Below are 25038 nucleotides of genomic sequence, written 5' to 3' on the forward strand. Positions count from 1 at the left end.
CACCCGGTCCGGTCGCCCTTTCGCGCTCCCCGGGTGGCGTGGCTCGTGCCGTCTAGACTCGGCCGGCACTGGTCCAGGCACTCCTGCCAACCGAAGGGCGCGCGGCGTTTTGATACGGATAGATTCAGTCACCAAGCGATACCCGGACGGCACGGTCGCGGTCGACCGGCTGTCGCTCGACATACCGGACCGCGCGATCACCGTCCTCGTCGGCCCCTCCGGCTGCGGCAAGACGACCACGCTGCGGATGATCAACCGGATGGTGGACCCGAGCGAGGGCAGCATCCTCCTGGACGGCGCCGACATCCGGCAGCAGCCCGTCAACTCCCTGCGCCGCTCGATGGGTTACGTCATCCAGAACGCGGGCCTCTTCCAGCACCGCACCATCCTGGACAACATCACCACCGTGCCCCGCCTCCTCGGCTGGAGCAAGGGCAAGGCACGCGAGCGCGCGGCCGAACTCATGGAGCGGGTCGGGCTCGACAGCTCGCTCGCCAAGCGGTACCCGTACCAGCTCTCCGGCGGCCAGCAGCAGCGCGTCGGCGTGGCCCGGGCACTCGCCGCCGACCCGCCGGTCCTGCTCATGGACGAGCCCTTCTCCGCCGTCGACCCCGTGGTCCGCAAGGGGCTCCAGGACGAACTGCTGCGCATCCAGGACGAGCTGGGCAAGACCATCGTCTTCGTCACCCACGACATCGACGAGGCCGTGAAGCTCGGCACCAAGGTCGCCGTGCTGCGCACCGGCGGACGGCTCGCCCAGTTCGCGCCGCCCTCCGAACTGCTCACCGCGCCCGCCGACCCCTTCGTGGAGGACTTCCTCGGCGCCGACCGCGGCATCCGACGGCTCTCCTTCTTCCCCTCCGACGCGCTGGAGCTGGAGACCGGCCCGGTCGTCCCCGTCGACGCCGACGCCGCCCTGCTCTCCGCGCGCGGCGACGCGCCGTACCTGCTCGTCACCGACGCCGACGGCCTGCCCCTCGGCTGGGGCGAACCGGCGTCGCTCACCGCGGGCTCCATCGACACCGCCCGGCTGCTGCCCTGCGGCCGGCCGTTCCGCCCGGGCAAGGACTCGCTGCGCACCGCGCTCGACGGTGCCGTGCTCTCGCCGACCGGCTGGGCCGTTGCCGTCGACGGCGAGGGACGCGCGGTCGGCGTGGTCTCGCAGACCGCGATCGGCGAGGCGATTCGCGCCGCGCACACCGAGGACCGTCCGGAGGTGACGGCGGCCGGATGAACGGCTTCTTCGACCTCCCGAGCGACCTCCAGCACACCTGGGCCGGCCTGATCGGCCTGCACCTGCGCGAAGCGCTGATCCCGGTGCTCGCCGGACTCCTGCTGTCGCTGCCCGTCGCCCAGCTCTGCGCCCGCTTCCGCTGGCTGTACCCGCCGGTCCTCGGCGTCACCACGGTGCTGTACGCGATCCCGTCGCTGGCGTTCTTCGTCATCCTCATCGACTACACCGGCCTCAGCGAGCTGACGGTGATGATCCCGCTGACCGTGTACAGCCTGGTCGTGCTGGTCCCCGCCATCGTGGACGGCGTCCGCTCGGTGCCGCCGGAGACCCTGGCCGCGGCCGAGGCGATGGGGCTCGGCGCCGTACGGCGCTACCTCCAGGTGCAGTTGCCCATCGCCGTACCCGCCATCATCGCGGGCCTCAGGGTCGCCACCGTGTCCAGCATCTCGCTGGTCAGCGTCGGCATGCTCATCGGCAACCAGGGCGCCCTCGGCAACATGCTGAACGACGCCAACCTCTACCACCGCCCCGAACTCGCGGTGAACTCCGTCATCACCACGGCCGTGCTGGCGATCCTCGTCGACGCGGCCCTCGTGCTCACGCGCACCCTGCTGACCCCGTGGATGCCGAAGAAGGGTGCCGCCCGGTGAACGTCCTGGACTTCGCGCACTCCTTCTTCGCCGACACCGCCCACTGGCACGGCTACGACGGCATCCCCACCCGCCTGCTGGAGCACATCGGCTACTCCCTGGAGGCCCTCGCCCTGGCCGCGCTCATCGCGCTGCCCGTCGGCCTGGTCGCCGGGCACCTCGGGCGCGGCGGCAACGCCCTGTCGATGATCGCCACGGCCGGCCGGGCGCTGCCCAGCTTCGGTCTGCTCGTGCTGCTGTTCATCTGGTTCGGCATCGGCACGCTGCCCGTGATGGTGCCGCTCGTCGTGCTCGCCGTGCCCCCGATCCTCGTCACCACCTACGAGGCGATCCGCACCGTCGACCCCTCACCGGTGGACGCGGCACGCGGAATGGGCATGACCGAGCCGCGCATCCTGTTCCGGGTGGAACTCCCGGTCGCCCTCCCGGTGATCCTCGGCGGACTGCGCACCGCCGCCGTCCAGATCGTGTCCACGGCGACGATCGCCGCGTACGTCAGCTTCGGCGGACTGGGCCGGTACATCATCGACGGGCTGTACCAGAAGGACTACGAGAAGGTCGTCGGCGGCGCCTCCCTGGTCGCCGGACTCGCCGTGGTCACCCTCCTGGTGTTCTGGGCGCTGTCGCGGTTCGCCGTCTCCCCGGGGGTACGGCGCGGTGACTGACCGCCTGACCGGCGCGTTCACACCGCCGACACGAACGGGCGCGTTTCGAGGCCAATCGGTGACCTCGTCCCCCTTGACTGACAAATCACGAACTGGCTTGGATCAACAGGTGACTTACGACAACCGCATCAGCAGGTCCATCCGGGGGAACCGAGGGGCGGCGCTGGTCGCCCTCGCGGCGGCGACGACGCTGCTTGCGGGCTGTGGCTCCTCCGACGGCACGTCCGACAACCCCCTGGCCGGAGGAGCGGCGAGCGGCGACACCGTCGTCGTCGGCTCCAACAACTTCGCCGAGAGCATCCTGCTCGCCGACATCTACGGCGAGGCCCTCAAGGCCAAGGGCGTCAAGGTCAAGTACCAGCCCAACATCGGCAGCCGCGAGACCACCTACGGTCTGCTGAAGAACGGCTCCGTGACGGTGCTGCCCGAGTACAACGGCGCGCTGCTGGCCTACCTCGACCAGAAGGCCGCCCCGAAGTCGGCCGAGGAGACCACCAAGGCCATCGAGGCCAAGCTGGACTCCAAGCTGACCCTCCTCGACCCCTCCCCGGCGGAGGACAAGGACTCGGTCACCGTCAACGCGGCCACCGCCAAGAAGTACAACCTCACCGCCAAGTCCTCGATCGGCGACCTCAAGGGCATCGCCAAGGACCTGGTCATCGGCGGCTCGCCGGAGTTCCAGACCCGCCACCAGGGCCTGAGCGGGCTGAAGTCGCTCTACGGCCTGGAGTTCAAGTCCTTCAAGTCCCTGGACGCGGGCGGCCCGCTCACCCAGGCGGCGCTGAAGAAGAACTCCGTGCAGGCCGCCGACCTCTTCACCACCGACCCGGTGATCGCCAAGGAGAAGTTCGTCGTCCTGAGCGACCCGAAGAACCTCTTCGGCTTCCAGAACGTCCAGCCCCTCGTGCGCAAGGACGCGGTGCCGCAGAAGGGTGTGGACGCGCTCGACGCGGTCTCCGCCAAGCTGGACACCAAGACCCTGCTCGACCTGGACACCCAGGTGCAGGTCCAGCACAAGGACCCGCTGGACGTGGCGAAGGAGTGGCTGAAGGCCAACGGCCTCGGCTGACCCCGCCCCGCCCCGCAACCCCGGACCGCCCGGCCGACGCACCGCGTCGCCGGGCGGTCCGGGGTTGCGGCCACGGCACCTAGACTGGCTGGTCCAGAGCAGCGGAACGCGGCCGTACCCGGCCAGGAGGACGACAGTGGCGACAGCGCCCGGCACCGGCCGCCCGGACCCCTCCCCGCAGGTACTCACCGAAGCGGCCGCCGCCTTCGGACTCCTCGCCTCCCCGGCCCGGCTCCACCTGGTGTGGGCGCTGGCCCAGGGCGAGAGCGATGTCACCGGGCTCGCCGAACGGGTCGGCGGCGCGCTGCCCGCCGTCAGCCAGCACCTCACCAAGCTGAAGCTCGCCGGACTCGTCCGCTCCCGCCGCGAGGGCCGGCGCCAGGTCTACTTCGTCGACGCCGACGAACAGGCCGCGCTGGTCGACGTCGTCCGCCTCCTCGTCGGCCGTCTCGCCGAGGAGACCGCCCCGGCACCGGTCCGCCGCCTGCGCGGGCTGTGACCGGCGTCAGCCGTAGGTGAGGTTGGCGCAGGGGTTGTCGTCCGCCGACCGGGCCCCGTTGGCCACCTCGCTGGGCACCGAGGCCGAAGTCGAGGACGGCGCCGGATCGGTCGCGTACGCCTGGCCGAGGACCACGTTGATACGGGCCGCGCCGATCGGCTGCAGCTGGGCGCCGGGGAACACCTTGGCCACCGTCCGGGCGCGGTCCTCCATGCCGGGGCCGTACTGGACGACCGTCGCCAGGTGGTTCTGGGAGAGCGCGGTGGCCGTGCCGGTGACGGTGAAACCGGACGCGGTGAGCGCGGCCGAGCCCTTGGCGGCGAGGCCGGTCACCGTGGTGCCGTTGTAGACCGCCACGGAGATGCCCTTGCCGGAGACCGGGGCGGGGGAGGGGGCGGCCGGTCCGGGCTTCTTCGCCGCACGGCCCTTCCCGCCGCTGGCGTCGGCGCCGTCGATCGTCCGGTCCGCCTTCAGCGCCGCCCACAGCTCACCCGCGTCGGGCTCCACGACCGCCACCCGCGGACCCTCGTACCGCCAGGGGACCGTGACGAACTTGGTGTCGTGCAGGTCGACGCCCTTGAGCGACGTGGCGAAGGACAGCAGTTTGTCGGCGCTGCCCAGCCCGTCGTCGACGGTCATCGACCTGGTCGCGGCGTCGGCCAGCGGCAGCAGCTTGGTCGGGGTGAACCCCTTGTCCTTGACCTCCTTCAACAGGCTGCCCACGAAAGCCTGCTGGCGTTTGATGCGTCCTATGTCGGAGCCGTCGCCGATGCCGTGCCGCAGGCGGACGTAGTCCAGCGCCCGGCGGCCCGCGACCGTCTGCTCGCCCTGACGGAACAGCAGCGTGCCCCGGGTGGCCCGGTTGGGGTTCAGGTCCTTCTGGTAGACGTCGTTGGGCAGGCACACCTTCACCCCGCCGACGACCTCGGTCAGCGCGGCGAAGCCCTTGAAGTCCACGACCACGGTGTGGTCCATCCGCAGGCCCGTGAGCCGCTCCACCGTGTTCTGGGTGCAGGCCGGGTTGCCCTTGTCCGTCTCGCCGACGGAGAAGGCCGCGTTGAACATGGTGTTCGGCCGGGCCTGGGTCCAGCCGCCGTCGGGCAGCTTGCAGGGAGGGATCGTCACCAGGGTGTCGCGCGGTATGGACACGGCCAGAGCGTGCTTGCGGTCGGCGTATATGTGCAGCAGGAGCGTGGTGTCGGAGCGGCCGACGCCGTCCTTGTCGCCCCCGCCGAGCGCCGCGTTGCCGTCGGTGCGCGCGTCCGAGCCGATCACCAGGACGTTCTCGCCCTTGGAGGAGTCCGCCGGGCGGTTGTCCGAGAGGCCGCCGGAGTCGAAGGTCTGGATGTTGCCGTTGAGCTTGAGGTACACCCAGCCCGCGCCGGCGCCGCCGAGCACCACCAGCGACAGGCAGACGACGAAGGCCGTCCGGGCACCGCGCCCGCCAGGACGGCGCCGGTCCCGCGCCGCGGATCTGGTCCCGCCCTCGTCGTCCGGGGTGCCCCGGCCGCCGTCGCGTCGCCGTGGCGGTGGCGTTCCCCGGTTGCTCGTGATGCTCATCGGCCGCCCTCGTGTGCCTCTGACTGGGTTGTACGGTTGCGCAATGTAGCAATCATCGCTGAGCGGACCCGAGAGGTGTCAGCCCTTGCCCCCTCGCCCGGTGAACTCGGCACACCGGGGGCGGAGTTCCCGTATCACCTGAAAGAGGGAGAACCCGGCGGCAGGGTGCCACCGGGTTCTCGTGCGCGGCCACGGGTCAGGCGCGGGCGCGCTCCCGCCGCCGTTGCCGCCGGGAGACGCGGGCCTCCTGGTCGGGCAGCCAGCCGAAGGTGAGGCAGCTTCCGACGACGCCCAGCAGCAGGCCGATGAAGAAGCCGCCCAGGTTGGACGTGAGCCAGGTGCCCAGCGAGGCCAGGACGCCGGTGAGTGAATAGAACAGCCGCTGGGCGGGGTTGAAGAGGACGAGCAGCCCGAGCAGCACCATCAGGGTGGGCAGCAGGTAACCGGCCAGCCCCTGCATGCCGATGTGCATGACGACCTTCAGCGATGCCTTCTCGGTCAGCAGGATCTCGGCCCCGCCCAGGGCGAGCAGCAGCCCGCCCCAGAAGGGCCGGCGCCCCCGCCAGGCGCGGAAGGCCGCCCGCGCGCCCGGGCGCACACGCTCCGGCACCGGCTCAGCAGCCCGAGTCGCTGAAGCCCAGCTTCAGCCCGGGAAGCTTGAACACCGCCGCCGTGGTGGCGTAGTTGGTCTGGCGCAGGTTGGCGATGTGCACGGTGTCGGCCTGCTGGGAGAAGACGCCGATCGGGCCCTTGGCGTTGGCCTTGTCCAGGGTGCTGGCGTCGTTGCCGATCTCGATGTTGTCGAACGCGGCGTCACCCGACAGCTCGGTGGAGTCGGTGGTCAGATCGGTCGCCGTCACCTTCTTCTCGCCCTGGCCCGCCTTGATCAGCAGGTTGGTGCCGCCCAGGTCGACGCTCTGGCAGAGCTTGGTGAGCGTGGCGTTCTTGATCGCGGAGGTGACGACGAGCACCTGGCCGCCGGTGTCACCGGCGTTCGGGCTGCCCTCCGCCATGTTGTCCAGCCCGCCGAACTGCTCGAAGCCGGTGCCGTTCAGCTCGGTCGCGGTGACGGTGAACGGCATGCCGGAGATGGCGAACTGCACGCCCAGCGCGCCTTCGGCGGTCAGGACCGCCAGGGCGGCGGCGACCAGGGTGGCGGGCACCGCCAGCACGGCGGCCCGGCGGTAGCGGACCCGTCCGCGCCGTTCGCCGCCGGCCGGTTCGGGCCCGGAGGTGGGGTCGGTGGACGGGAGGTCCGGGGACGAGGCCATGTCTGCTCCCATGGGCATAGATCCATGCGGGTCTCAGGTGGCGCTTTGTCCTGGCGCGGACAACGGCGACCGCCGGTTACGCGGCGGTAGCCTTCTCGGAAGTTACCGCCGGTTACATCGGAGGGTCAAGGGAGTTGTGAAAAGTAGGTGCCGACCCTGCGCAGACGGTTGCGGTGAACGCCAACTCCCTTGCGATGTATTGACGTTGACGGCACATCAGGTCTACAAATCTGCCTGATCTCCTCGGGACCGTGGCGCCGGGCCCGACGCACGGCCCGCGCCGATTTCCCGGCTTCTCCGGGCGGCCGGCCCGTATACGAAGCACCTCCCTCGCATCCCGGCGCACCCCGCTCTCCCCCCACCTCGGAAGAGAGGCACCCGCATGCGCACCTTCCTCGCTCTCGCCGCGACCGCCACCGCGCTCACCGTCGCCGTGGCCGTCCCCGCGGCCGCCGACGGCGGCGCGGTACTGACCACGGGCGGTACCGGCGGCACCGCCGTCGCCGTCGGTGACACCCTCACCGCGCCGCTCGCCGCCGGCACCTCCGCCACCCTGTACTCCAGCGCGACCGGCACCAGCGGAGTCACCTGCACGGCCTCCCAGTTCACCGCCCAGGTCACCGGCAACCCGGACGCCCCGGGCGCCGCCACCGAGTCGGTCACCGGCCACACCTTCGACAGCGCGAGCTGCACCAGCAACGTCACCGGCGTCCTCGGCGTCAGCGGCATCACGGTCGACCATCTGCCCTACACCGCCTCGGTCGCCTCCGACGGCACCCTCTCCGTCGCCCCGGCGAGCGGCTCGACCATCCAGACCACGGTCAAGCTGCGCACCCTGCTCGGCTCGATCAACTGCGTCTACCAGGCGCCGAGTCTGACCGGGAAGGCGGACAACGCCGACAACAGCATCACCTTCGACGACCAGCAGTTCACCAAGGTGTCCGGCTCGTCGCTCTGCTTCGCCAGCGGCTACTTCAGCGCCAAGTACGCCCCGGTCACCGACGCGGGCGCACCGGTGTTCGTCAACTAGCGCCCTTTCAGTACTCGTTCAGCGTCGGCGCAGGCGCGGGACGAGGGCGGCGGCCGCGGTGAGCACCAGCACCGCGGCCGCTCCGCCCGCCAGCAGCGGAGCCGAGGGGCCCGACTTCGCGCGGGTCGCCTCGGCCACCGGCCTGCCGTCGTCCGGCACCGCGGCGTACGAGGAGTCCTTGCGCGGCTCCGGCGTCGCGCTCGCGGCCGACGGCCGCGCGGACGCGGAGTGCGACGAATGCGCGGAGTGCGCGGAGGGCGACGCGGCCGGCTTCCGGGCGGCCGGCTTCTTCGTGGGCCCGGGCCGTGAGCCGCCCGTACCGCCGCCCGCTGCCGTGCCCTTGCCCGTGAGGACCACGTCGGAGCAGGAGTAGTAGGTGTCCGGCGTGCTCGTGTTCTGCCAGATCGTGTACAGCATCTGACGGCCCGTCCGGTCCGCCGGGAGCGTCGCCCCGAGGTGGTACGCCCCGTTGCTCAGCGGCGGGTTCTTGATCTCGGCGAAGGGGCGGTCCGGCAGGTCCGACCACTTCAGCGGCTTCGACGGGTCGTAGCCCGGCTTGGTCAGGTACAGCCGGAACGAGCCCTCGTGGGCGATCGTCGAGGCGTACGTCAGCGTCAGCCGGCCGCCGGAGGTGAGCCGGGTGGACGGCCAGTCGGCGCGGGCCAGGTCGAGGCCCCGGTAGGCGGGCAGGTTCCCGCTGCACAGCCTGCCGTCCGGAATCACCTGCCGGTCGCGGCCGGCGACGCCGGGCACCCGCAGGTTGTCCCACGCGGTGAAGGGCGCGCCGTTCGCCGCGATCGCGGCCCGGCAGGCGGCCGTACCCCGGGCACTCCCCTGGGGGGAGCAGGCGTAGACCCGGCTGACCGGATCGGTCGGGGCGCCGTGTGCCTGGGCGGGCCCCGCCGTCCACGGCAGCAGCAGGAGCGGGGTCGCGGCGGCGGCCGCCAGAGTGCTCAGGCGGGCGGTCATCCGAGTCATCCGGGACGTCTCCTCGGCGGGGCGGGTACGGCGTGAAGGGGACTGCGGTCCCCCATACGCACGGCGGCGGCGGGGCGTTCACCGCGCGGTCGGGACGCCGGAGCCGATTCACCGACCGCTTCGGCTGTTTCCGGTCCGCTCGCGCCGGCCCACGAATCTTCGCGTAAGCGACGTGGTGCACCCGGAAGTCACCGGAAGCGGATAAAAGCGGAAGGCCCACTTCACCCCGAAAGGGCAGGGGAGGGTGTGTGGAACAGCCGTGAATCTTGGTGCATCCCACATGACTCCCGTTGCCATGCGGTGAGTTATCGTATGCGAGGGGTCAAAACAAACCGCGTGTCCCGTTCGTGCAGGAGAGGGGTCGGCCGATGGCGAGGCAGCTGCGCGCTGAACAGACCCGGACGACGATCATCACGGCCGCCGCCGACCTGTTCGACCGGCAGGGATACGAGTCCACCAGCCTCAGCGACATCGTCGGGCACGCCAACGTCACCAAGGGCGCCCTGTACTTCCACTTCGCCGCCAAGGAGGACCTGGCCCACGCCATCCTCGAACTCCAGTCGGCGGCCGCCCGGCAGGTGGTCGCCGAGGTCGAGAGCCGGGGCTGCTCCTCGCTGGAGGCGCTGATGCGCGCCACGTTCGCCCTCGCCCGCCTCGCCGTGCACGACCCGGTGCCCCGCGCCGGGCTCCGCCTGGTCACCACCAACCTGGCGGTACGGCCACCGCTGCGCCATCCCTTCACCGAATGGCTGGAGTTCGCCTCCCGCAAGCTGGGCGGCGCGGTCAGGGACTGCGATGTGCACGCCGACCTGGACGCCGGGATCGTCGCCCACTCCCTCGTCTGCTTCTTCGTCGGCACCCGCGTCGCCGGACGCACCCTGGAACCGCCCTCCCGGCTGCCCCGCAGGGTCGCCGAGATGTGGTACCTCATGCTCCGCAGCCTGGTCCCGGTGCACCGCCGGCCCCGCTATCTCGCCCTCGCGGCGCAGCTGGAGCGGGAGACCAGGACCGGCTGACCCGCGGGGTACGGTGACGGCATGTCCGACGCCGCCCCCACCGCGCCCGTCATCCGCGCCGCAACACCCGGCTCCTTCCCCCACAGCACCCTGGCCGACCGGCACCCCGCGATCATCCGCCAGGTCCGCGACGCCCTCCCCTACGGACCCGCACAGCGACGCGCGCTGGACGACCTGCTGGAGAACTCCACCGGCGGAGTGATCGAACCCCTCCCCGCCGACGCGCCCGACCGCGAACGCTGGCGCGCCTGGGGCCTGGACAGCCACGTCGGGCAGTCCTGGTTCGACGTGCCGTGGCTGTGGTCCGAGAGCTACTTCTACCGCCGACTGCTCGGTGCCGTCGGCTACTTCGGGCCCGGCGCCTGGCGGGGTGTCGACCCGTTCCGCCCGTCCAAGACCTCCGAACTCCACTCCGTGGCGACCGACGGCGAACTGGCCGCGCTCGACGAACTGCGCGACTCCCCGGCCGAGGAGCGCGACCGGGCGCTGCTGAGCGGCGCGCTGTGGGGCAACCGCGCCGACCTCAGCTTCCGGCTCTCCTCGGAGGGCGGCCAGGACCGCGCACCCGCTCCCGGACTGGTCGCCGACGACAGCGACCTCCTGCTGTCGCTGCTCCCGCCCGCCGGTAACGGCACCCTGTGCCTGGTAGCGGACAACGCCGGCCGTGAACTCGTCCCCGACCTGCTGCTCATCGCCCAGTTCCTCACCGAGGGCCGCGTCGGGCGGGCGGTGCTGCACGTCAAGCCGGACCCGTACTACGTCTCCGACGCCACCACCGCCGACGTGATCGACGCGCTGGACCGGCTGCGCTCCGCCTCCGGCCTGGCCGCGGAGTACGGCGAGACGCTGTGGTCGGCCATGGGCGACGGCCGTCTCACGGTCCGCGCCCACCCCTTCTCCTGCTCCCCGCTGCCCTACGCCGACATGCCGGACGACCTCCGCGCCGACTTCGCGGACGCCGGCCTCACCCTGTTCAAGGGCGACCTCAACTACCGGCGGCTGGCGGGCGACCGGTACTGGCCGCCCACCACGCCCTTCGACGAGGTGACCGCGTACTTCCCCGGCCCGGTGGCCGCGCTGCGCATCCTCAAGTCCGAGGTGGTCACGGGGCTCACCCCGGACACCGAGGCCGCTCTGACCGCGGCGGAGGGGCAGAAGTGGCGCACCGACGGCACGCACGCACTCATCCAGGTCAACCCGTCACCCGGCCCGGACGGGCAGTGACGCGATCCCGTCGGCGACTCCGGACGCGGACGGCACCACCGGCCCGGCGAGCCGCAGGGCGGGCAGCGCCCGCGCCACCTCCTCGTACAGGACGCGCAGTTGCAGCCGGGCGAAGTCGGCGCCCAGGCACAGATGCGGTCCGGCGCCGAGGGACAGGTGCGGGTTGGGCGTACGGGCCAGGTCGGGCCGGCCGGGAGCGGTGAAGACCCGCTCGTCGTGGTTGGCGGCGGCGAGGAACACGACGACCGCGTCACCGTGCCGGACGCGCCGGCCGGACAGCACGGTGTCCGCTGCGGCCGTGCGGCGCACGGTGAGCAGGGGCGGACACAGCCGCAGCAACTCCTCCACCGCGGGCTCCGGCGCGGCCGTCCCCTCGCGCAGCCTTCGGTACGCCCCGGGATGCGAGGCCAGGACCCGCAGGCCGCCCGCCGCCGCGTCCCGCATGGGGGCGAGGCCGGTGGTCAGCAGGAGCGGGACGAGCATCTCCAGCTCGGCCGAGGTCAGTTGGGCGTCGTGGGCGAGCGCCGTCGTCAGGTCGTCGTCCGGATAGCGGCGGCGGTGGACGACGAGCCCGCGCGCGTACTCCACGCTGTCCGCCACGGCCTCGGTCTCCGACAGCCGGGGCAGGCGGCGCCGGTCGGCGTGCGGGACGCCCACGAGGTCGGCCAGGTTGAGCGAGGTGTACGGCTCCGACACGTCGGCGGCGAGGTCGAGGACGCCGTCGGCCGCGCGGGCCGCGGCCAGCGCCCCGGCGAGCAGGGTGCGGGCCCGCTCGCGCGCGGTCGCCGTGAACCGCGCGACGCGTACGGGGGTGAGCGCGCGGGTGGCCCGGCCGCGCAGCCGGGTGTGCCGCGGCGGGTCCAGCCGGTCCAGCATCGCGCTCGACGGCGGGAGTTCGCCCGCCCGGTGGGACGAGAACGCCGCGGGGTCCCGGAGTACCCGGAGCGCCTCGGCGTGCCCCATCACCGCCCAGAATCCGGGACCGGCCGGCCCCTCCGCCGTGCCGGGTTCGTCCTGCCAGGACACGGGGCCCGCCGGGTGCGGTAATCGGCGCCGGGGAGGCGGGAGGGGGATCATGGGCCCTACCGTGTCCCCGGCGCGGGGGCCGGACAAGGGGAGGGACAGCCTCCGGCGGCAGGCTGTCCGGATGTCGTCGGCACGGCGCGGAAACGGCCTCCGGGCAGAACGGTGCTGGGACGGTCAACGCCACAAGAAGCGGAGCGAGTTCCCGGTTTCGGAGTCGGTTCACGCGATGGTGTGATCATCCCCTTCGCCGCGGATGGCCCGTTCGTCCCACGGGTAGGGCCCGGCCATGACGCAGCCGTTCGAACTCCCGCACTTCTACATGCCGTATCCCGCGCGGCTCAACGCGCATCTCGACGAAGCGCGCGCCCACTCCACCGCCTGGGCGCGCGAGATGGGCATGCTGGAGGGCTCCGGGGTCTGGGACCAGGCCGACCTGGAGGCGCACGACTACGGCCTGCTGTGCGCCTACACCCACCCCGACTGCGACGGGCCGGCGCTCTCACTGATCACCGACTGGTACGTGTGGGTGTTCTTCTTCGACGACCACTTCCTCGACATGTTCAAGCGCACCCAGGACCGGGCGGCCGGCAAGGCGCACCTGGACCGGCTGCCGCTGTTCATGCCGCTCGACCCCGCCACCCCGGTGCCCGCACCGGAGAACCCCGTCGAGGCGGGGCTCGCCGACCTGTGGGCGCGCACGGTCCCGGCGATGTCCGCCGACTGGCGGAGCCGCTTCGCCGTGGCGACCGAGCACCTGCTCAACGAGTCGATGTGGGAGCTGTCCAACATCAACGAGGGGCGGATCGCCAACCCGGTCGAGTACATCGAGATGCGCCGGAAGGTGGGCGGCGCGCCCTGGTCGGCGGGGCTCGTGGAGTACGCGACGGCGGAGGTGCCCGCCCAGGTCGCCGGCACCCGGCCGCTGAGGGTGCTGATGGAGACCTTCTCCGACGGCGTCCACCTGCGCAACGACCTGTTCTCCTACCAGCGGGAGGTGGAGGAGGAGGGCGAGAACAGCAACGGCGTGCTGGTGCTGGAGAAGTTCTTCGGCTGCTCCACCCAGGAGGCCGCCCGGACCGTCAACGACGTCCTCACCTCACGGCTGCACCAGTTCGAGCACACCGCGCTCACCGAGGTGCCCGCCGTCGCGCTGGAGAAGGGACTGCGCCCCGACGAGGTCGCGGCGGTGGCCGCGTACACCAAGGGGCTCCAGGACTGGCAGTCCGGCGGCCACGAATGGCATCTGCGCTCCAGCCGCTACATGAACCAGGGCGCGCGCTCCGAGGCGCCCTGGCAGCAGCCGAGCGGGCCAGGCACCTCGGCCGCCGACATCCGTTCCGTACTCGCCTCGGCGGGCGCCGAGCGGCTGCGCGCCTACACGCACGTGCCGTACCGGAAGGTCGGGCCGTCGCTGCTGCCCGAGTTCCGCATGCCCTTCCCGCTGGAACTGAGCCCGCACCTCGACGCCGCCCGGCGCGACCTCGTCACCTGGTGCCACGGCATGGGCATCCTCGGCGAAGGCGTCTGGGACGAGGACAAGCTGGCCGCCTACGACCTCGCGCTGTGCTCCGCCGGAATCGACCCCGACGCCACGCCCGAGGCCCTCGGTCTGAGCGCGCGGTGGCTCGCCTGGGGCACGTACGGCGACGACTACTACCCCCTGATCCACGGCCACCGCCGCGACCTGGCCGCCGCCCGGCTGACCACGGCCCGGCTGTCCGGGTGCATGCCCGTGGACGGCGAACCGGGTGTGGTCCCCGCGAACGCCATGGAGCGCGGGCTCACCGACCTGTGGGCGCTGACCACGGCGCGGATGACGGACGAACAGCGGCGCACCCTGAAGGCCGCCGTCGACGTGATGACCGAGAGCTGGGTGTGGGAGCTGTCCAACCAGCTCCAGCACCGCGTCCCCGACCCGGTCGACTACCTGGAGATGCGGCGCGCCACCTTCGGCTCCGACCTCACCCTGAGCATGTGCCGGATGGGCCGGGGCCCGGCGATCCCGCCCGAGGTGTACCGCAGCGGGCCGGTGCGCTCCCTGGAGAACGCGGCCGTCGACTACGCCTGCCTGCTCAATGACGTCTTCTCGTACCAGAAGGAGATCGAGTACGAGGGCGAGGTCCACAACGCGATCCTCGTCGTGCAGAACTTCTTCGGCATCGGCTACCCGGCCGCTCTCGACATCGTCCACGACCTGATGACCCGGCGCATGGAGCAGTTCGAGCACGTGATCGCGCATGAACTGCCCGTGCTCTACGACGACTTCCAGCTCTCCGGGGAAGCGCGCGCGGCGATGGGCGACTACGTCCTCGACCTGCAGAACTGGCTCTCCGGCATCCTCAACTGGCACCGCGAGGTGGACCGTTACAAGGCCGAGTGGCTGGGCGGCCGGGCGCACGGCTTCGTTCCGGGGCAGACCCCGGCCCCGCTCCAGCCGACCGGCTGACGGGACGGCCGGCGGGCCGGGCGGGGCGGGCCGGGGGAGCACACGCCCCGGCCCGCCCGGCCGTGCTCGACAGCGGCCGCCACCTCCGGAAACCCGCCTCCGGAAACCCGGTGGTCGACACCTGCCCCGCGCGCCATGATGGCCTCGCCCCACGCCCCGCCACGACCACCCCCGGAGGCCCGGATGACCGGCAGCACGCCCGCGATCTTCACCGTCGACGACTACCGCGCCCGTATGGCGCGCGCGGCCGGTGCCGCCGCCGACGCGGGGCTCGCCGGACTGCTCGTCGCGCCCGGGCCGGACCTGGTGTGGCTCACCGGGTACACACCCCCGGCCGTCACCGAACGGCTCACCCTGCTCGTCCTCGTCCCCGGCCGCGAACCCGTGCTCGTCGTCCCCGCGCTGGAGGCCGCCGACGCCGAGCGGGCGGTGGGCGCGCCCGCGCTCACCCTGCGCCGGTGGACCGACGGCGAGGACCCCTACGCCCTCACCGCCGCCCTGCTCGACCCCAAGGGCGGCCTCGGCGTCAGCGACAACGCCTGGGCGCTGCACCTGCTGAACCTCCAGCGCGCCCTGCCGGACATCTCCTGCGCCGCGCTCACCGACGCCCTGCCCATGCTGCGCGCCGTCAAGGACCCGGCCGAACTCGAACTGCTGGCCGCCGCCGGGGCCGCGGCCGACTCGGCCTTCGAGGAGATCCGCAAGCTGCCCTTCGCCGGGCGCCGCGAGGACGAGGTGGGGCGCGACCTCGCCGGGCTGCTGCGCCGCTTCGGGCACTCCCAGGTCGACTTCACCATCGTCGGCTCCGGCCCCAACGGCGCCGACCCGCACCACGAGGTGGGGGACCGGGTCATCCAGCGGGGCGACATGGTCGTCCTGGACTTCGGCGGCCTCAAGGACGGCTACGGCTCCGACACCACGCGCACGGTCCACGTGGGGGAGCCGACCGAGGAGGAGCGGCGGGTCCACGACGTGGTGCGGGCCGCGCAGGAGGCCGGGTTCCGGGCCGTCCGGCCCGGCGCCACCTGCCAGGACGTCGACCGGGCCGCCCGCGCGGTGATCGAGGACGCCGGGTACGGGCAGTACTTCATCCACCGCACCGGGCACGGCATCGGCGTGACCACGCACGAGCCGCCGTACATGATCGAGGGCGAGGAGCAGCCGCTCGTGCCCGGCATGTGCTTCTCCGTCGAGCCCGGCATCTACCTGCCCGGCCGGTTCGGGGTCCGCATCGAGGACATCGTGACGGTGACGCGGGACGGCGGACGCCGCCTGAACGACACCACGCGTGAGATGGTCGTGGTGGACTGAGAACACCCAGGCGGCGACCTCCACGACCACCCTCCGGAACGGCGAGACACGACCCATGACCCGGCCCCCGATCCCCACCCCGGACACCGTGCGCGCACTGGTCCGCTCCCTGCTCAGAAGCGGCGCGGCGCAGGGGCCCGAGGTACGGCCCGTCGAGGCGGGCCGGCCGTACACCTGGTGGGTGGGGACCGGTCAGGTGCTGCGGCTCGCCCCCGACCGGGAGGCGTCCGTCCGGCTGCGCCGGGAGGCACGCGTGCGCGACCTGGTCCGGCCGCACCTGCCGGTCGCCCTCCCGTCCGCCGTCGCGTACGGGGAGTGGTCGCCCGGCCTCGCCTGCACGCTCGACGCGCGGCTGCCCGGCGAACCGGGTCACGAGGTGTCCGCGCTCGGCGAGGCCGACCTCGCCGGTCTGTTCACCGGGCTCCGCGCGGTCCCCGCGCGCCAGGCGGAGACGCTCGGCGTGCCGCGCGTGCCGCCGCGCTCCCTGGAGGCGCTGCGCCGCATCGCCGCGCACGCGGCCGAACAGCCCGCCCTCGCCGACGAGCCCGACGTCGACCGGCTGCGGCAGCTCACCCCCGCCGGGGCCGCCCAGCTCGCCGCGCAGACCGCCGCCGCCGTGCTCACCCACCGCCGCCTCACCGGCGACCACGTGCTGATCAGCGGCGACGGCCGGGTCCGCGGCGTCCTGGACTGGACCGGCGCCGGTCTGGGGGACCCGGCCGAGGACATCGCCGCGCTCGCCGCCTCGGTCGGCGCCCCCGCCGCCGTCCGCGCCGCCACCCTCGCCGGGTACGGTCCCCGCCCCTGCCTGCGCGGCCTCTGGCTCGCCCGCTGCGACACGGTGATCGCGCTGGCCGGACACCCGGGCACCCCGGACGCGGCACCCCTGCGCCCCGCCCTGCTCCGGGCCTGGGAGCCGATCATGCTGGAGCGGGTCACGGAGCTGAAGGACGACGAGTAGGCGCCCACGGGGCCGAAGGACGGGGAGCGCGCCCACCGGAGCCGAATCGGCGCCCCGCGCCCTCTCACGGCTGCGACAGCACCACGCAGGACTCGCCCGGCATCTGGAGCATCCCGTCCGGCCCGGGCGGCTCCACCGACTCGTCCCACGCGGCCAGGATCTCCAGTTGGCCGGTACCGAGCGGGATCGAGGCCGGCTCCTTGCCGAAGTTGACCGCGACGCGCACATCGCCGCGGCGGAAGGCCAGCCAGTGGGCCGCCTCGTCGAAGGCGACCTTGGTGTCGGCGAGGTCGGGAACGGTGAGGTCGGGCCGCTCGTGGCGCAGGGCGATCAGACGGCGGTACCAGGCCAGGACGCGGGCGTGCGGCTCGCGCTCCGGTTCCGACCAGTCGAGGCAGGAGCGGTCGCGGGTGGCCGGGTCCTGCGGGTCGGGCACGTCCTCCTCGGCCCAGCCGTGGCCCGCGAACTCCCGCCGCCTGCCCTGCCGTACGGCCTCGGCCAGCTCCGGGTCGGTGTGGTCGGTGAAGTACTGCCAGGGTGTGCCGGCCGCCCACTCCTCGCCCATGAACAGCATCGGGGTGAGCGGCGAGGTCAGGGTCAGCGTGGCCGCGCAGGCCAGCAGGCCGGGGGAGAGGCCGGCGGCCAGCCGGTCGCCCTGGGCGCGGTTGCCGACCTGGTCGTGGGTCTGGCTGTAGCCCAGCAGCCGGTGCCCGCTCAGCCGGGCCCGGTCCAGCGGGCGGCCGTGGGCCCGGCCCCGGAAGCTGGAGTACGTGCCGTCGTGGAAGTAGCCGCCGGTCAGGGTCTTGGCGAGCGCGGCCAGCGGGGCGCGGGCGAAGTCCTCGTAGTAGCCCTGGGACTCGCCGGTCAGGGCGGTGTGCAGGCAGTGGTGGAAGTCGTCGTTCCACTGGGCGTGCAGGCCGAGGCCGTGCTCCGCGCGCGGCGTGATCATCCGGGGGTCGTTCAGGTCGGACTCCGCGATCAGGAACAGCGGGCGGCCCACCTCCTCGCCCAGGGCGTCCACCGCCTCCGACAGCTCCTCCAGGAAGTGCCGCGCACGGGTGTCGACCAGGGCGTGGACCGCGTCCAGCCGCAGCCCGTCCAGCCGGTAGTCCCGCAGCCAGGCCAGCGCGCTGTCCCGGAAGTAGGCGCGCACCTCGTCCGAGCCCGGCGCGTCCAGGTTCACCGCGGCGCCCCACGGGGTCTGGTGCGTGTCCGTGAAGTACGGCCCGAAGGAGGGAAGCCGGTTGCCGGAGGGGCCCAGGTGGTTGTGCACCACGTCCAGGACGACACCGAGGCCCAGTCCGTGCGCCCGGTCCACGAACCGCTTCAGCGCCTCCGGCCCGCCGTACGGCTCGTGCACGGCCCACGGCGCCACGCCGTCGTACCCCCAGCCGTGCCGGCCGGGGAAGGGGCACAGGGGCATCAACTCGACGTGTGTGACGCCGAGTTCCGCGAGGTGGTCCAGGCGGGCGGCGGCCGCGTCCAGCGTGCCCTCGGGGGTGTACGTGCCCACGTGCAGCTCGTACAGCACCGCGCCCGGCAGCCCGCGCCCCGGCCAGTCGGCACGCCACTCGTACCGGTCCTGGTCCACGACCGCGCCCAGTCCGTCCGGCCCGTCCGGCAGACGGCGCGAGCGCGGGTCGGCCAGCACGGGCCCGCCGTCCAGCGCGAAGCCGTAGCGGGTGCCGTCCTCCGCGTCCGCCTCCGCGTGCCACCAGCCCGCCCGCCGCGGATCGCGTGCCATCGCGTGCGTGACGCCCTCGCGATCGAGCGCTACCCGTTCTGCCTGTGGTGCCCACACCTCGAACTTCACGGACGGTTCCCCTTCGTCTGCTCACCGTGATGCAGTCCGCCCATCGTGCCGCGAATTCGATCAATCCGCTCCGGAATCCGGGCTTTGTGGCCGGGTGTCGCGGAAGTCGGGCGTGCGGGGCGCCGGTTGCCGCTTCTGGACACCCCGGGGTGCGCTGCCCGACAATCACGAACGTGACGTCGTCCTTCGAATTCCCCGTGTATCCCGTACGGGTCTCCGACGCGGAACGCGACAAGGCACTGCGGGTACTGCGGGACGGCGTCGCCATGGGCCGGCTGTCGCACGACACGTTCGTGCACCGCATGGAGCTGGCCCTCGCCGCGCGCAGCCCCCGCGAACTCGCCGTGCTCACCGCCGACCTGCGCGACGGCAACCGGCTGAGCCGCGCGCTGTTCGGCACCGTGGAGGCGGTCTCGGGGTTCACCGTCCGGCTGCGCCGGGCCTGGCACGCCGAGCGGCTGCCCAAGCTGCTGCTGCCCCACCCCACGCACGGCCACCCCCTGCGCATCGGCCGCGACCCGGCCAACGGGCTGCGGCTCAACCACGACACCGTCTCCCGCGTGCACGCGGAACTGCGGCACCAGGACGGCACGTGGGTCCTGCGCGACCTCGGCTCCACCAACGGCACCACCGTCAACGGCCGCCGCGTCCTCGGCGCCGTGGCGGTGCGGGAGGGCGACCTCGTCGGCTTCGGCACGATCACCTACCGGCTCGCGGTGGACTGAGACACCGGACCCGGACCGGCCACCGCGACCGGCGCCATGCCGCCCGTTCGGGTGAGGCGGGCTGGCGCCGCCCGGCCGTCGTGCCGATGCACCGGACATGAACCGTCTCACGCGTACGGCCGCGCTCGCCGCCGCCCTGATGGCCACCTGTCTGCTCACCCCCGGCGCTCCGGCCCACGCCGCGCCGCCCGGCGCGGCCGACTGGCTCTCCCTCACCGTCACCCGCCCCGGCACCACCGGCGGCGGCACCCGGGCCGCCCTGCTGCTGTGCGACCCCCCGCAGGGCCACCCGAAGGCCCCCCAGGCGTGCGCCGAACTGGACGCCGCTGAAGGCGACTTCAGCCGCCTGGCCGACCCGGCGGCCATCTGCCCGCTGATCTACGCGCCCGTCACCGCGCGCGCCCACGGCCGCTGGAACGGCCATCCGGCCGACTTCGAGCGGACGTACGGCAACGCGTGCGAGCTGCGCGCCGCGACGGGCGCCGTGTTCGCCCTGGACGACTGACCGCCCGCGGACCGGGTGGTGTCCCTGAGCCACCCGGCCCGCCCGCGCTCACTCCTCCACCCGCTCCAGCAGCGCCGCGGGCAGGGCCGAGAACAGCTCCTCCGCGCGCACCTCCCCGGTGAACTCCCGCTCCCCGGTCAGCAGATCCCGCCAGCGGCCCGGAGGCAGCGGCAGGTGGGTGTCGTGCCAGCCGCCCGCCTCGGCGAGGTGGACGGAGAGGCGGGTCACCGCCGTGATCACCTCACCGGAGCGGGAGAACGCCAGCACATGCTCGGCCGACGGCCCCTCGGCGAGGAGCGGGGCGTACGACCCCGCCGTGCCGAACAGCTCCGGCCGGCGCGCCCGGAGGTGCAGCGCCGCCCTGGTCAGCGCGTCCTTCTCGCCGGGCGACGAGGGCGGGAAGGGGACCGGACGCCGGTTGTCGGGGTCCACCAGGGCCCGGTACTCGCTCTCGGTGCCCTGGTACACGTCCGGCACGCCCGGCATCGTCAGATGGACCAGCGCCGCGCCCAGCACGTTGGCCCGGATGTGCGGCTCCAGCGCCTTGCGGAAGGCCGCCACCCGCTCCCCGGACGCCCCGCACGGCCCGGCCGCGACGAACGCGGCCACCGCGTCCTCGTACGGCGGCTCCTGCTCGGTCCAGCTCGTGTACATGCCCGCCTCGCGGACGTGCTTCAGCAGCGCCTCGCGGACCCGCTCCTCCTCGGCCGGACCGAGGCCGAACACCGTCTGCCAGGCGGCCCAGGCCAGCTGGCCGTCGGGGACCACCTCCCCGGCCCGGCCCAGCTCGGCGAGCAGCTTCGCCCAGCGGCCCGGGCACTCGGTGAGCACGTTCAGCGCCGCCCGTACGTCCGCGCTGCGCTTGGTGTCGTGCGTGGTGACCACCGTGCCGGTGTCCGGCCAGTCCCGCGCGATCCGGGCGCAGTAGGCGTGGAACTCCGCCGGGGACACTCCCGCTCTGCCCGGATCGCCGCCCACCTCCGTCGCCGACAGCAGCGGCACATAGCGGTAGAAGGCCGTGTCCTCCACCGACTTGGCGCGCAGCGCCGACGCCGTCTGGGCGAACCTGGCCCGGAACTCGGTGCGTTCGGGCAGCGATCCGTCGTCCGGGCCGGTGAGCAGCCCGCGCACCAGATCGACGGCCTCCGCCTCCTCGGGCACCGCGAACACGGTACGGGCCTCGGCCGCGGCCGCCTCGGTGACGACGTCGGCCGCGTCCCGCGAGCTGTAGGGCCTGTACACCGGCATGCGGACCAGCAGCTCCTCCAGGGCCGTGCGCAGCGCCCAGGGCGCGCGGTCGCGCAGCGCCAGGTCCGGGGAGGCGGCGCACAGCCGGACCGCCGAGCGGGTGAGCCGGTCGGCCTCGGCGGCCAGCTCGTGGGTGAGCACCTTGTACGCGGCCCTGCGCACGGTGGCGTCCCAGTCGCCGCCCCGATCGGTCTGCGGGGCCGCGAACGCCCGGTAGTGCGCTTCGAGTTCGGCGGCTCCGGCCGGTCCGGTGAACACGCCGTCGATGCGGCGCAGCGCGTCGTACCCGGTGGTGCCGGCGACGGGCCAGGAGTCGGGCAGCCGCTCGTCGTCGGCGAGGATCTTCTCCACCACCGTCCAGCGGCCCCCGGTCGCCTCGTCCAGCCGGGCGAGATAGGCGTCCGGGTCGGCCAGGCCGTCCGGGTGGTCGATGCGCAGGCCGTCGATCACGTCCTCCGCCAGGAGCTGGAGGATCTTGCCGTGGGTGGCGTCGAAGACCTCCGGGTCCTCCACCCGCACCCCGATCAGCTCGGAGATGCTGAAGAAGCGCCGGTAGTTCAGCTCGGTGCGGGCCAGCCGCCACCACACCGGGCGGTACCACTGGGCGTCCAGCAGCTCGGGCAGCGGCAGGCCCTCGGTGCCGGAGCGCAGCGGGAAGACGTGGTCGTGGTAGCGCAGCATGTCGCCGTCGACGACCAGGTGCTCCCGCTCGGCGCCGGCGGGACCGCCGAGCACCGGCAGCAGCACCTGCCCGCCGCGCGACGCCCAGTCGATGTCGAACCAGCGCGCGTACGGCGACTCGGGACCCTCGCGCAGCACCTCCCACAGGGCGCGGTTGTACCGGGGGGCCATCGCCATGTGGTTCGGCACGATGTCGGCCACCAGGCCGAGCCCGTGTTCCCGCGCGGTGCGCGACAGCGCCCGCAGGCCGTCCTCGCCGCCCAGCTCCCCGCGCACGCGCGCGGGGTCCACGACGTCGTAGCCGTGCGTGGAGCCGGGGACGGCTTCCAGAACGGGGGACAGATGCAGGTGCGAGACGCCCAGCGACGCCAGATAGGGCACGGCCGCCTCGGCGGCGGCGAAGGGGAAGGAGGGCTGGAGCTGCAGGCGGTAGGTGGCCGTGGGCACCCCTGGTCCGGGTCGCACTGAAGTCATGCAGAGCTACGTACCCCGCACACCGCTCTTCGTGTCATCCGCGCGGGCATCCGGCCCACGCGAACAGGACACCGGCCGGGGACACCGGGCGTGTCCCCGGCCGGGATGCCTCACGCGGGGCGCTGGAGCACGGTCAGGCTGCGGTCCGGCAGGGTCAGACGCTCACCGGCCGCCACCTTGGGACCCGTACCGGGCGGCACCCCCTCGGGCCGCGCGGTGTCCACGACCACCTGCCACTGCCTGCCGTGGTCCACCGGCACCAGGAAGTCCAGCGTCTCGTGCGAGGCGTTGAACATCAGCAGGAACGAGTCGTCCGCGATCCGCTCCCCGCGCGGGCCGGGCTCGGAGATGGCGTTGCCGTTCAGGAACACGGCCAGCGCGGAGGCGGGCGCCGAGTCCCAGTCCCCCTGCGTCATCTGTTCGCCCTCCGGGGTGAACCACGCGATGTCGGACAGCTCGTCCTGGGTGCCCTCCACCGGACGCCCGTGCAGGAAGCGGCGGCGGCGGAACACCGGGTGCTCGCTGCGCAGTCCCACCATCGCCCGGGTGAACTCCAGCAGGTCGCCGCCGTCCTCGCCGGTCTGCGGCCAGTCCACCCAGGACAGTTCGTTGTCCTGGCAGTAGGCGTTGTTGTTGCCCCGCTGGGTGCGGGCGAGTTCGTCGCCGTGGCTGATCATCGGCACGCCCTGGGAGAGCATCAGCGTGGCGATGAAGTTGCGCGTCTGCCGTGCGCGCAGTCCGAGCACGTCCGGGTCGTCGGTCTCGCCCTCCACCCCGCAGTTCCAGGACCGGTTGTGGCTCTCGCCGTCCCGGTTGTCCTCGCCGTTGGCCGCGTTGCGCTTGTCGTTGTACGACACGAGGTCGCGCAGGGTGAAGCCGTCGTGGCAGGTGACGAAGTTGATGGAGGCCAGCGGGCGGCGGCCGTCGTCCTGGTAGAGGTCGGAGGACCCGGTGAGCCGGGACGCGAACTCCGCCAGCGCGCGCGGCTCCCCGCGCCACAGGTCCCGCACGGTGTCCCGGTACTTGCCGTTCCACTCGGTCCACAACGGCGGGAAGTTGCCCACCTGGTAGCCGCCCTCGCCCACGTCCCACGGCTCCGCGATCAGCTTCACCTGCGAGACCACCGGGTCCTGCTGGACCAGGTCGAAGAACGACGACAGCCGGTCCACCTCGTGGAACTGCCGGGCCAGGGTGGCCGCGAGGTCGAAACGGAACCCGTCGACGTGCATCTCGGTGACCCAGTACCGCAGCGAGTCCATGATGAGCTGCAGGACGTGCGGCGAGCGCATCAGCAGGCTGTTGCCGGTGCCGGTGGTGTCCATGTAGTAGCGCGGATCGTCGGTCAGCCGGTAGTACGACGCGTTGTCGATGCCCTTGAACGACAGGGTCGGACCCAGGTGGTTGCCCTCGGCGGTGTGGTTGTAGACCACGTCGAGGATCACCTCGATCCCCGCCTCGTGCAGCGCCCGCACGGCGGACTTGAACTCCAGCACCTGCTGGCCCCGGTCGCCCCAGGAGGCGTACGTGTTGTGCGGGGCGAAGAAGCCGATGGTGTTGTAGCCCCAGTAGTTGTTCAGACCCATGTCGACCAGCCGGTGGTCGTTGACGAACTGGTGGACCGGCATCAGCTCCAGCGCCGTCACCCCCAGCCGGGTCAGGTGCTCGATGACCGCCGGGTGGGCCAGCCCCGCGTAGGTCCCGCGCAGCTCCTCCGGCAGCCCCGGATGGCTCATGGTCAGGCCCTTCACATGGGCCTCGTAGATCACCGTGCGGTGGTAGTCGGTGCGCGGCGGGCGGTCGTCGCCCCAGTCGAAGTAGGGGTTGATCACCACGGAACTCATGGTGTGCGGCGCGGAGTCCAGGTCGTTGCGCCGGTCGGGGGCGCCGAAGTGGTAGCCGTACACCTCCTCGCCCCACACGACCGACCCGCTGACCGCCTTCGCGTACGGGTCCAGCAGCAGCTTCGCCGAGTTGCAGCGCAGCCCCCGCTCCGGTGCGAAGGGGCCGTGCACCCGGAACCCGTACCGCTGTCCCGGCATCACGCCGGGCAGGTACGCGTGCCGGACGAACGCGTCGCTCTCGCGCAGTTCCACCGCCGTCTCGGAGCCGTCGTCGTGCAGCAGACACAGCTCCACTCGGTCCGCGGCCTCCGTGAAGACCGCGAAGTTGGTACCGGCACCGTCATAGGTGGCGCCGAGGGGATACGCCTCTCCAGGCCAGACCTGCATGCACTCGACTCTTCCAGGTGCGGGGCCCCGGTGGGGGCGCGTTGGCGGCGAGTCTCCCCGAAAGTGAGGGCACCTGACGCCTACCGCCCTCTGCTGCCGGCCGACCCGTGGTCACGGATGACCTCTACCCGCACCCGAAGGAGGGAAGCCGCGCCGGGCCCGGCCGGCCGCACCTCTTCCCGGCCGTTCCCGGCGGCACGGGCGGGCGGAGCCGGGGCGCGGGGCCGCTCACCAGCGGCGCGGCGTCCGGGGCGGGACGAGCGCCGCTATGACTCCGCTCACTCGCTCCGCCCCCGAGGGCCCCAAAAGCCCCGTGACCGCAGGCAAGTTGGGAAACCGACCTGTCCATCCGGCTGCACCGCCGACCGCTCCCGGAGTACCCTTCCTTGATCGTTGGGACGGGGAAGGTCCGGGGGACGGAAGG

General features: G+C 72.9%; 21 protein-coding genes. 13 read left to right on the plus strand and 8 right to left on the minus strand.

The window, feature by feature from the left end:
* The first annotated feature begins 109 nt into the window (after positions 1-109).
* The 5 genes from ABZ898_RS28440 to ABZ898_RS28460 all read left to right on the plus strand — a co-directional run bounded on the left by ABZ898_RS28440 (position 110) and on the right by ABZ898_RS28460 (position 4117).
* On the plus strand, positions 110-1234 hold the full coding sequence (locus ABZ898_RS28440; protein WP_361664902.1) for an ABC transporter ATP-binding protein: 1125 nt from the start codon (positions 110-112) through the stop codon (positions 1232-1234).
* Positions 1231-1884, plus strand: a complete 654-nt coding sequence (locus ABZ898_RS28445) for an ABC transporter permease subunit (protein ID WP_361664905.1) — start codon at positions 1231-1233, stop codon at positions 1882-1884. Before ABZ898_RS28440 ends, ABZ898_RS28445 begins: the two co-directional genes overlap by 4 nt.
* The gene (locus tag ABZ898_RS28450; protein ID WP_361664908.1) at positions 1881-2549 is read left to right on the plus strand and encodes an ABC transporter permease; all 669 of its coding nucleotides are present in this window, start codon (positions 1881-1883) and stop codon (positions 2547-2549) included. Before ABZ898_RS28445 ends, ABZ898_RS28450 begins: the two co-directional genes overlap by 4 nt.
* 109 nt (positions 2550-2658) lie before the next feature.
* Entirely contained in the window at positions 2659-3618 is a 960-nt protein-coding gene (locus ABZ898_RS28455) for an ABC transporter substrate-binding protein (RefSeq protein ID WP_361664911.1), read from the plus strand.
* Positions 3619-3754: 136 nt separating this feature from the next.
* Positions 3755-4117 (plus strand): metalloregulator ArsR/SmtB family transcription factor, encoded by a 363-nt coding sequence (locus ABZ898_RS28460; protein ID WP_361664914.1) that lies wholly within the window; start codon positions 3755-3757, stop codon positions 4115-4117.
* A 6-nt stretch (positions 4118-4123) separates the two neighbouring features.
* Here ABZ898_RS28460 and ABZ898_RS28465 read toward each other — a convergent pair whose 3' ends face one another.
* The 3 genes from ABZ898_RS28465 to ABZ898_RS28475 all read right to left on the minus strand — a co-directional run bounded on the left by ABZ898_RS28465 (position 4124) and on the right by ABZ898_RS28475 (position 6966).
* The gene (locus ABZ898_RS28465; protein ID WP_361664917.1) at positions 4124-5677 is read right to left on the minus strand and encodes an LCP family protein; all 1554 of its coding nucleotides are present in this window, start codon (positions 5675-5677) and stop codon (positions 4124-4126) included.
* 196 nt (positions 5678-5873) lie between these two features.
* Complete coding sequence (locus ABZ898_RS28470; protein WP_361664920.1) at positions 5874-6287, minus strand: DUF6114 domain-containing protein; 414 nt, start codon at positions 6285-6287, stop codon at positions 5874-5876.
* A 4-nt stretch (positions 6288-6291) separates the two neighbouring features.
* Positions 6292-6966 (minus strand): DUF6230 family protein, encoded by a 675-nt coding sequence (locus ABZ898_RS28475; RefSeq protein ID WP_361664923.1) that lies wholly within the window; start codon positions 6964-6966, stop codon positions 6292-6294.
* 364 nt (positions 6967-7330) lie between these two features.
* On the opposite strand from ABZ898_RS28475, the gene ABZ898_RS28480 reads away from it, so the two are divergent.
* Positions 7331-7978, plus strand: a complete 648-nt coding sequence (locus ABZ898_RS28480) for a Tat pathway signal sequence domain protein (RefSeq protein ID WP_361664926.1) — start codon at positions 7331-7333, stop codon at positions 7976-7978.
* An 18-nt stretch (positions 7979-7996) separates the two neighbouring features.
* On the opposite strand, the gene ABZ898_RS28485 is transcribed toward ABZ898_RS28480, so the two are convergent.
* Positions 7997-8956, minus strand: a complete 960-nt coding sequence (locus ABZ898_RS28485) for a lytic polysaccharide monooxygenase (RefSeq protein ID WP_361664929.1) — start codon at positions 8954-8956, stop codon at positions 7997-7999.
* 368 nt (positions 8957-9324) lie between these two features.
* Between ABZ898_RS28485 and ABZ898_RS28490 the strand changes: the two genes are divergently transcribed.
* Both ABZ898_RS28490 and ABZ898_RS28495 read left to right on the plus strand, forming a co-directional pair.
* Positions 9325-9972: a ScbR family autoregulator-binding transcription factor gene (locus tag ABZ898_RS28490; RefSeq protein ID WP_361664932.1), complete on the plus strand. Its 648-nt coding sequence runs from the start codon at positions 9325-9327 to the stop codon at positions 9970-9972.
* Between the two features lie 21 nt (positions 9973-9993).
* Positions 9994-11196, plus strand: a complete 1203-nt coding sequence (locus ABZ898_RS28495) for a damage-control phosphatase ARMT1 family protein (protein ID WP_361664935.1) — start codon at positions 9994-9996, stop codon at positions 11194-11196.
* Here ABZ898_RS28495 and ABZ898_RS28500 read toward each other — a convergent pair.
* Entirely contained in the window at positions 11173-12273 is a 1101-nt protein-coding gene (locus ABZ898_RS28500) for a cytochrome P450 (protein WP_361664939.1), read from the minus strand. The two genes, ABZ898_RS28495 and ABZ898_RS28500, sit on opposite strands and share 24 nt — an antisense overlap.
* A gap of 235 nt (positions 12274-12508) precedes the next feature.
* Here ABZ898_RS28500 and cyc2 point away from each other — a divergent pair, with 235 nt between their 5' ends.
* The 3 genes from cyc2 (at position 12509) to ABZ898_RS28515 (ending at position 16940) form a co-directional block, all read left to right on the plus strand.
* Positions 12509-14668 (plus strand): germacradienol/geosmin synthase Cyc2, encoded by a 2160-nt coding sequence (gene cyc2, locus ABZ898_RS28505; RefSeq protein ID WP_361664942.1) that lies wholly within the window; start codon positions 12509-12511, stop codon positions 14666-14668.
* A 183-nt stretch (positions 14669-14851) separates the two neighbouring features.
* Positions 14852-15979 (plus strand): aminopeptidase P family protein, encoded by a 1128-nt coding sequence (locus ABZ898_RS28510; protein ID WP_361664945.1) that lies wholly within the window; start codon positions 14852-14854, stop codon positions 15977-15979.
* Positions 15980-16034: 55 nt separating this feature from the next.
* Complete coding sequence (locus ABZ898_RS28515) at positions 16035-16940, plus strand: aminoglycoside phosphotransferase family protein (RefSeq protein ID WP_361664948.1); 906 nt, start codon at positions 16035-16037, stop codon at positions 16938-16940.
* A gap of 64 nt (positions 16941-17004) precedes the next feature.
* Here the strand turns inward: ABZ898_RS28515 and treZ are convergent, their stop codons facing one another.
* Positions 17005-18753 carry a malto-oligosyltrehalose trehalohydrolase gene (gene treZ, locus ABZ898_RS28520; protein WP_361664950.1) on the minus strand — a complete coding sequence of 583 codons (1749 nt, stop codon included), beginning with the start codon at positions 18751-18753 and terminating at the stop codon, positions 17005-17007.
* Positions 18754-18926: 173 nt separating this feature from the next.
* Between treZ and ABZ898_RS28525 the strand changes: the two genes are divergently transcribed.
* Together ABZ898_RS28525 and ABZ898_RS28530 are read left to right on the plus strand one after the other, a co-directional pair.
* On the plus strand, positions 18927-19478 hold the full coding sequence (locus ABZ898_RS28525) for a DUF1707 and FHA domain-containing protein (RefSeq protein WP_361664953.1): 552 nt from the start codon (positions 18927-18929) through the stop codon (positions 19476-19478).
* A 97-nt stretch (positions 19479-19575) separates the two neighbouring features.
* Entirely contained in the window at positions 19576-19983 is a 408-nt protein-coding gene (locus ABZ898_RS28530) for an SSI family serine proteinase inhibitor (protein WP_361664956.1), read from the plus strand.
* A gap of 48 nt (positions 19984-20031) precedes the next feature.
* On the opposite strand, the gene treY is transcribed toward ABZ898_RS28530, so the two are convergent.
* Positions 20032-22386, minus strand: a complete 2355-nt coding sequence (treY, locus tag ABZ898_RS28535) for a malto-oligosyltrehalose synthase (RefSeq protein WP_361664959.1) — start codon at positions 22384-22386, stop codon at positions 20032-20034.
* 110 nt (positions 22387-22496) lie between these two features.
* The gene (glgX, locus tag ABZ898_RS28540; RefSeq protein WP_361664961.1) at positions 22497-24614 is read right to left on the minus strand and encodes a glycogen debranching protein GlgX; all 2118 of its coding nucleotides are present in this window, start codon (positions 24612-24614) and stop codon (positions 22497-22499) included.
* Positions 24615-25038 lie beyond the last annotated feature (424 nt).

The organism is Streptomyces sp. NPDC046860 (assembly GCF_040645115.1).
Taxonomy (GTDB): Bacteria; Actinomycetota; Actinomycetes; order Streptomycetales; family Streptomycetaceae; genus Streptomyces.

Coding starts and splice junctions, on each gene's coding strand:
- ABZ898_RS28465 (WP_361664917.1), bottom strand. CDS start 5,677: ATGAGCATCACGAGCAACCGGGGAACGCCACCGCCACGGCGACGCGAC.
- ABZ898_RS28485 (WP_361664929.1), bottom strand. CDS start 8,956: ATGACTCGGATGACCGCCCGCCTGAGCACTCTGGCGGCCGCCGCCGCG.
- ABZ898_RS28475 (WP_361664923.1), bottom strand. CDS start 6,966: ATGCCCATGGGAGCAGACATGGCCTCGTCCCCGGACCTCCCGTCCACC.
- ABZ898_RS28530 (WP_361664956.1), top strand. CDS start 19,576: ATGAACCGTCTCACGCGTACGGCCGCGCTCGCCGCCGCCCTGATGGCC.
- ABZ898_RS28510 (WP_361664945.1), top strand. CDS start 14,852: ATGACCGGCAGCACGCCCGCGATCTTCACCGTCGACGACTACCGCGCC.
- ABZ898_RS28500 (WP_361664939.1), bottom strand. CDS start 12,273: ATGATCCCCCTCCCGCCTCCCCGGCGCCGATTACCGCACCCGGCGGGC.
- treY (WP_361664959.1), bottom strand. CDS start 22,386: ATGACTTCAGTGCGACCCGGACCAGGGGTGCCCACGGCCACCTACCGC.
- ABZ898_RS28515 (WP_361664948.1), top strand. CDS start 16,035: ATGACCCGGCCCCCGATCCCCACCCCGGACACCGTGCGCGCACTGGTC.
- ABZ898_RS28490 (WP_361664932.1), top strand. CDS start 9,325: ATGGCGAGGCAGCTGCGCGCTGAACAGACCCGGACGACGATCATCACG.
- ABZ898_RS28445 (WP_361664905.1), top strand. CDS start 1,231: ATGAACGGCTTCTTCGACCTCCCGAGCGACCTCCAGCACACCTGGGCC.
- cyc2 (WP_361664942.1), top strand. CDS start 12,509: ATGACGCAGCCGTTCGAACTCCCGCACTTCTACATGCCGTATCCCGCG.
- ABZ898_RS28495 (WP_361664935.1), top strand. CDS start 9,994: ATGTCCGACGCCGCCCCCACCGCGCCCGTCATCCGCGCCGCAACACCC.
- glgX (WP_361664961.1), bottom strand. CDS start 24,614: ATGCAGGTCTGGCCTGGAGAGGCGTATCCCCTCGGCGCCACCTATGAC.
- ABZ898_RS28480 (WP_361664926.1), top strand. CDS start 7,331: ATGCGCACCTTCCTCGCTCTCGCCGCGACCGCCACCGCGCTCACCGTC.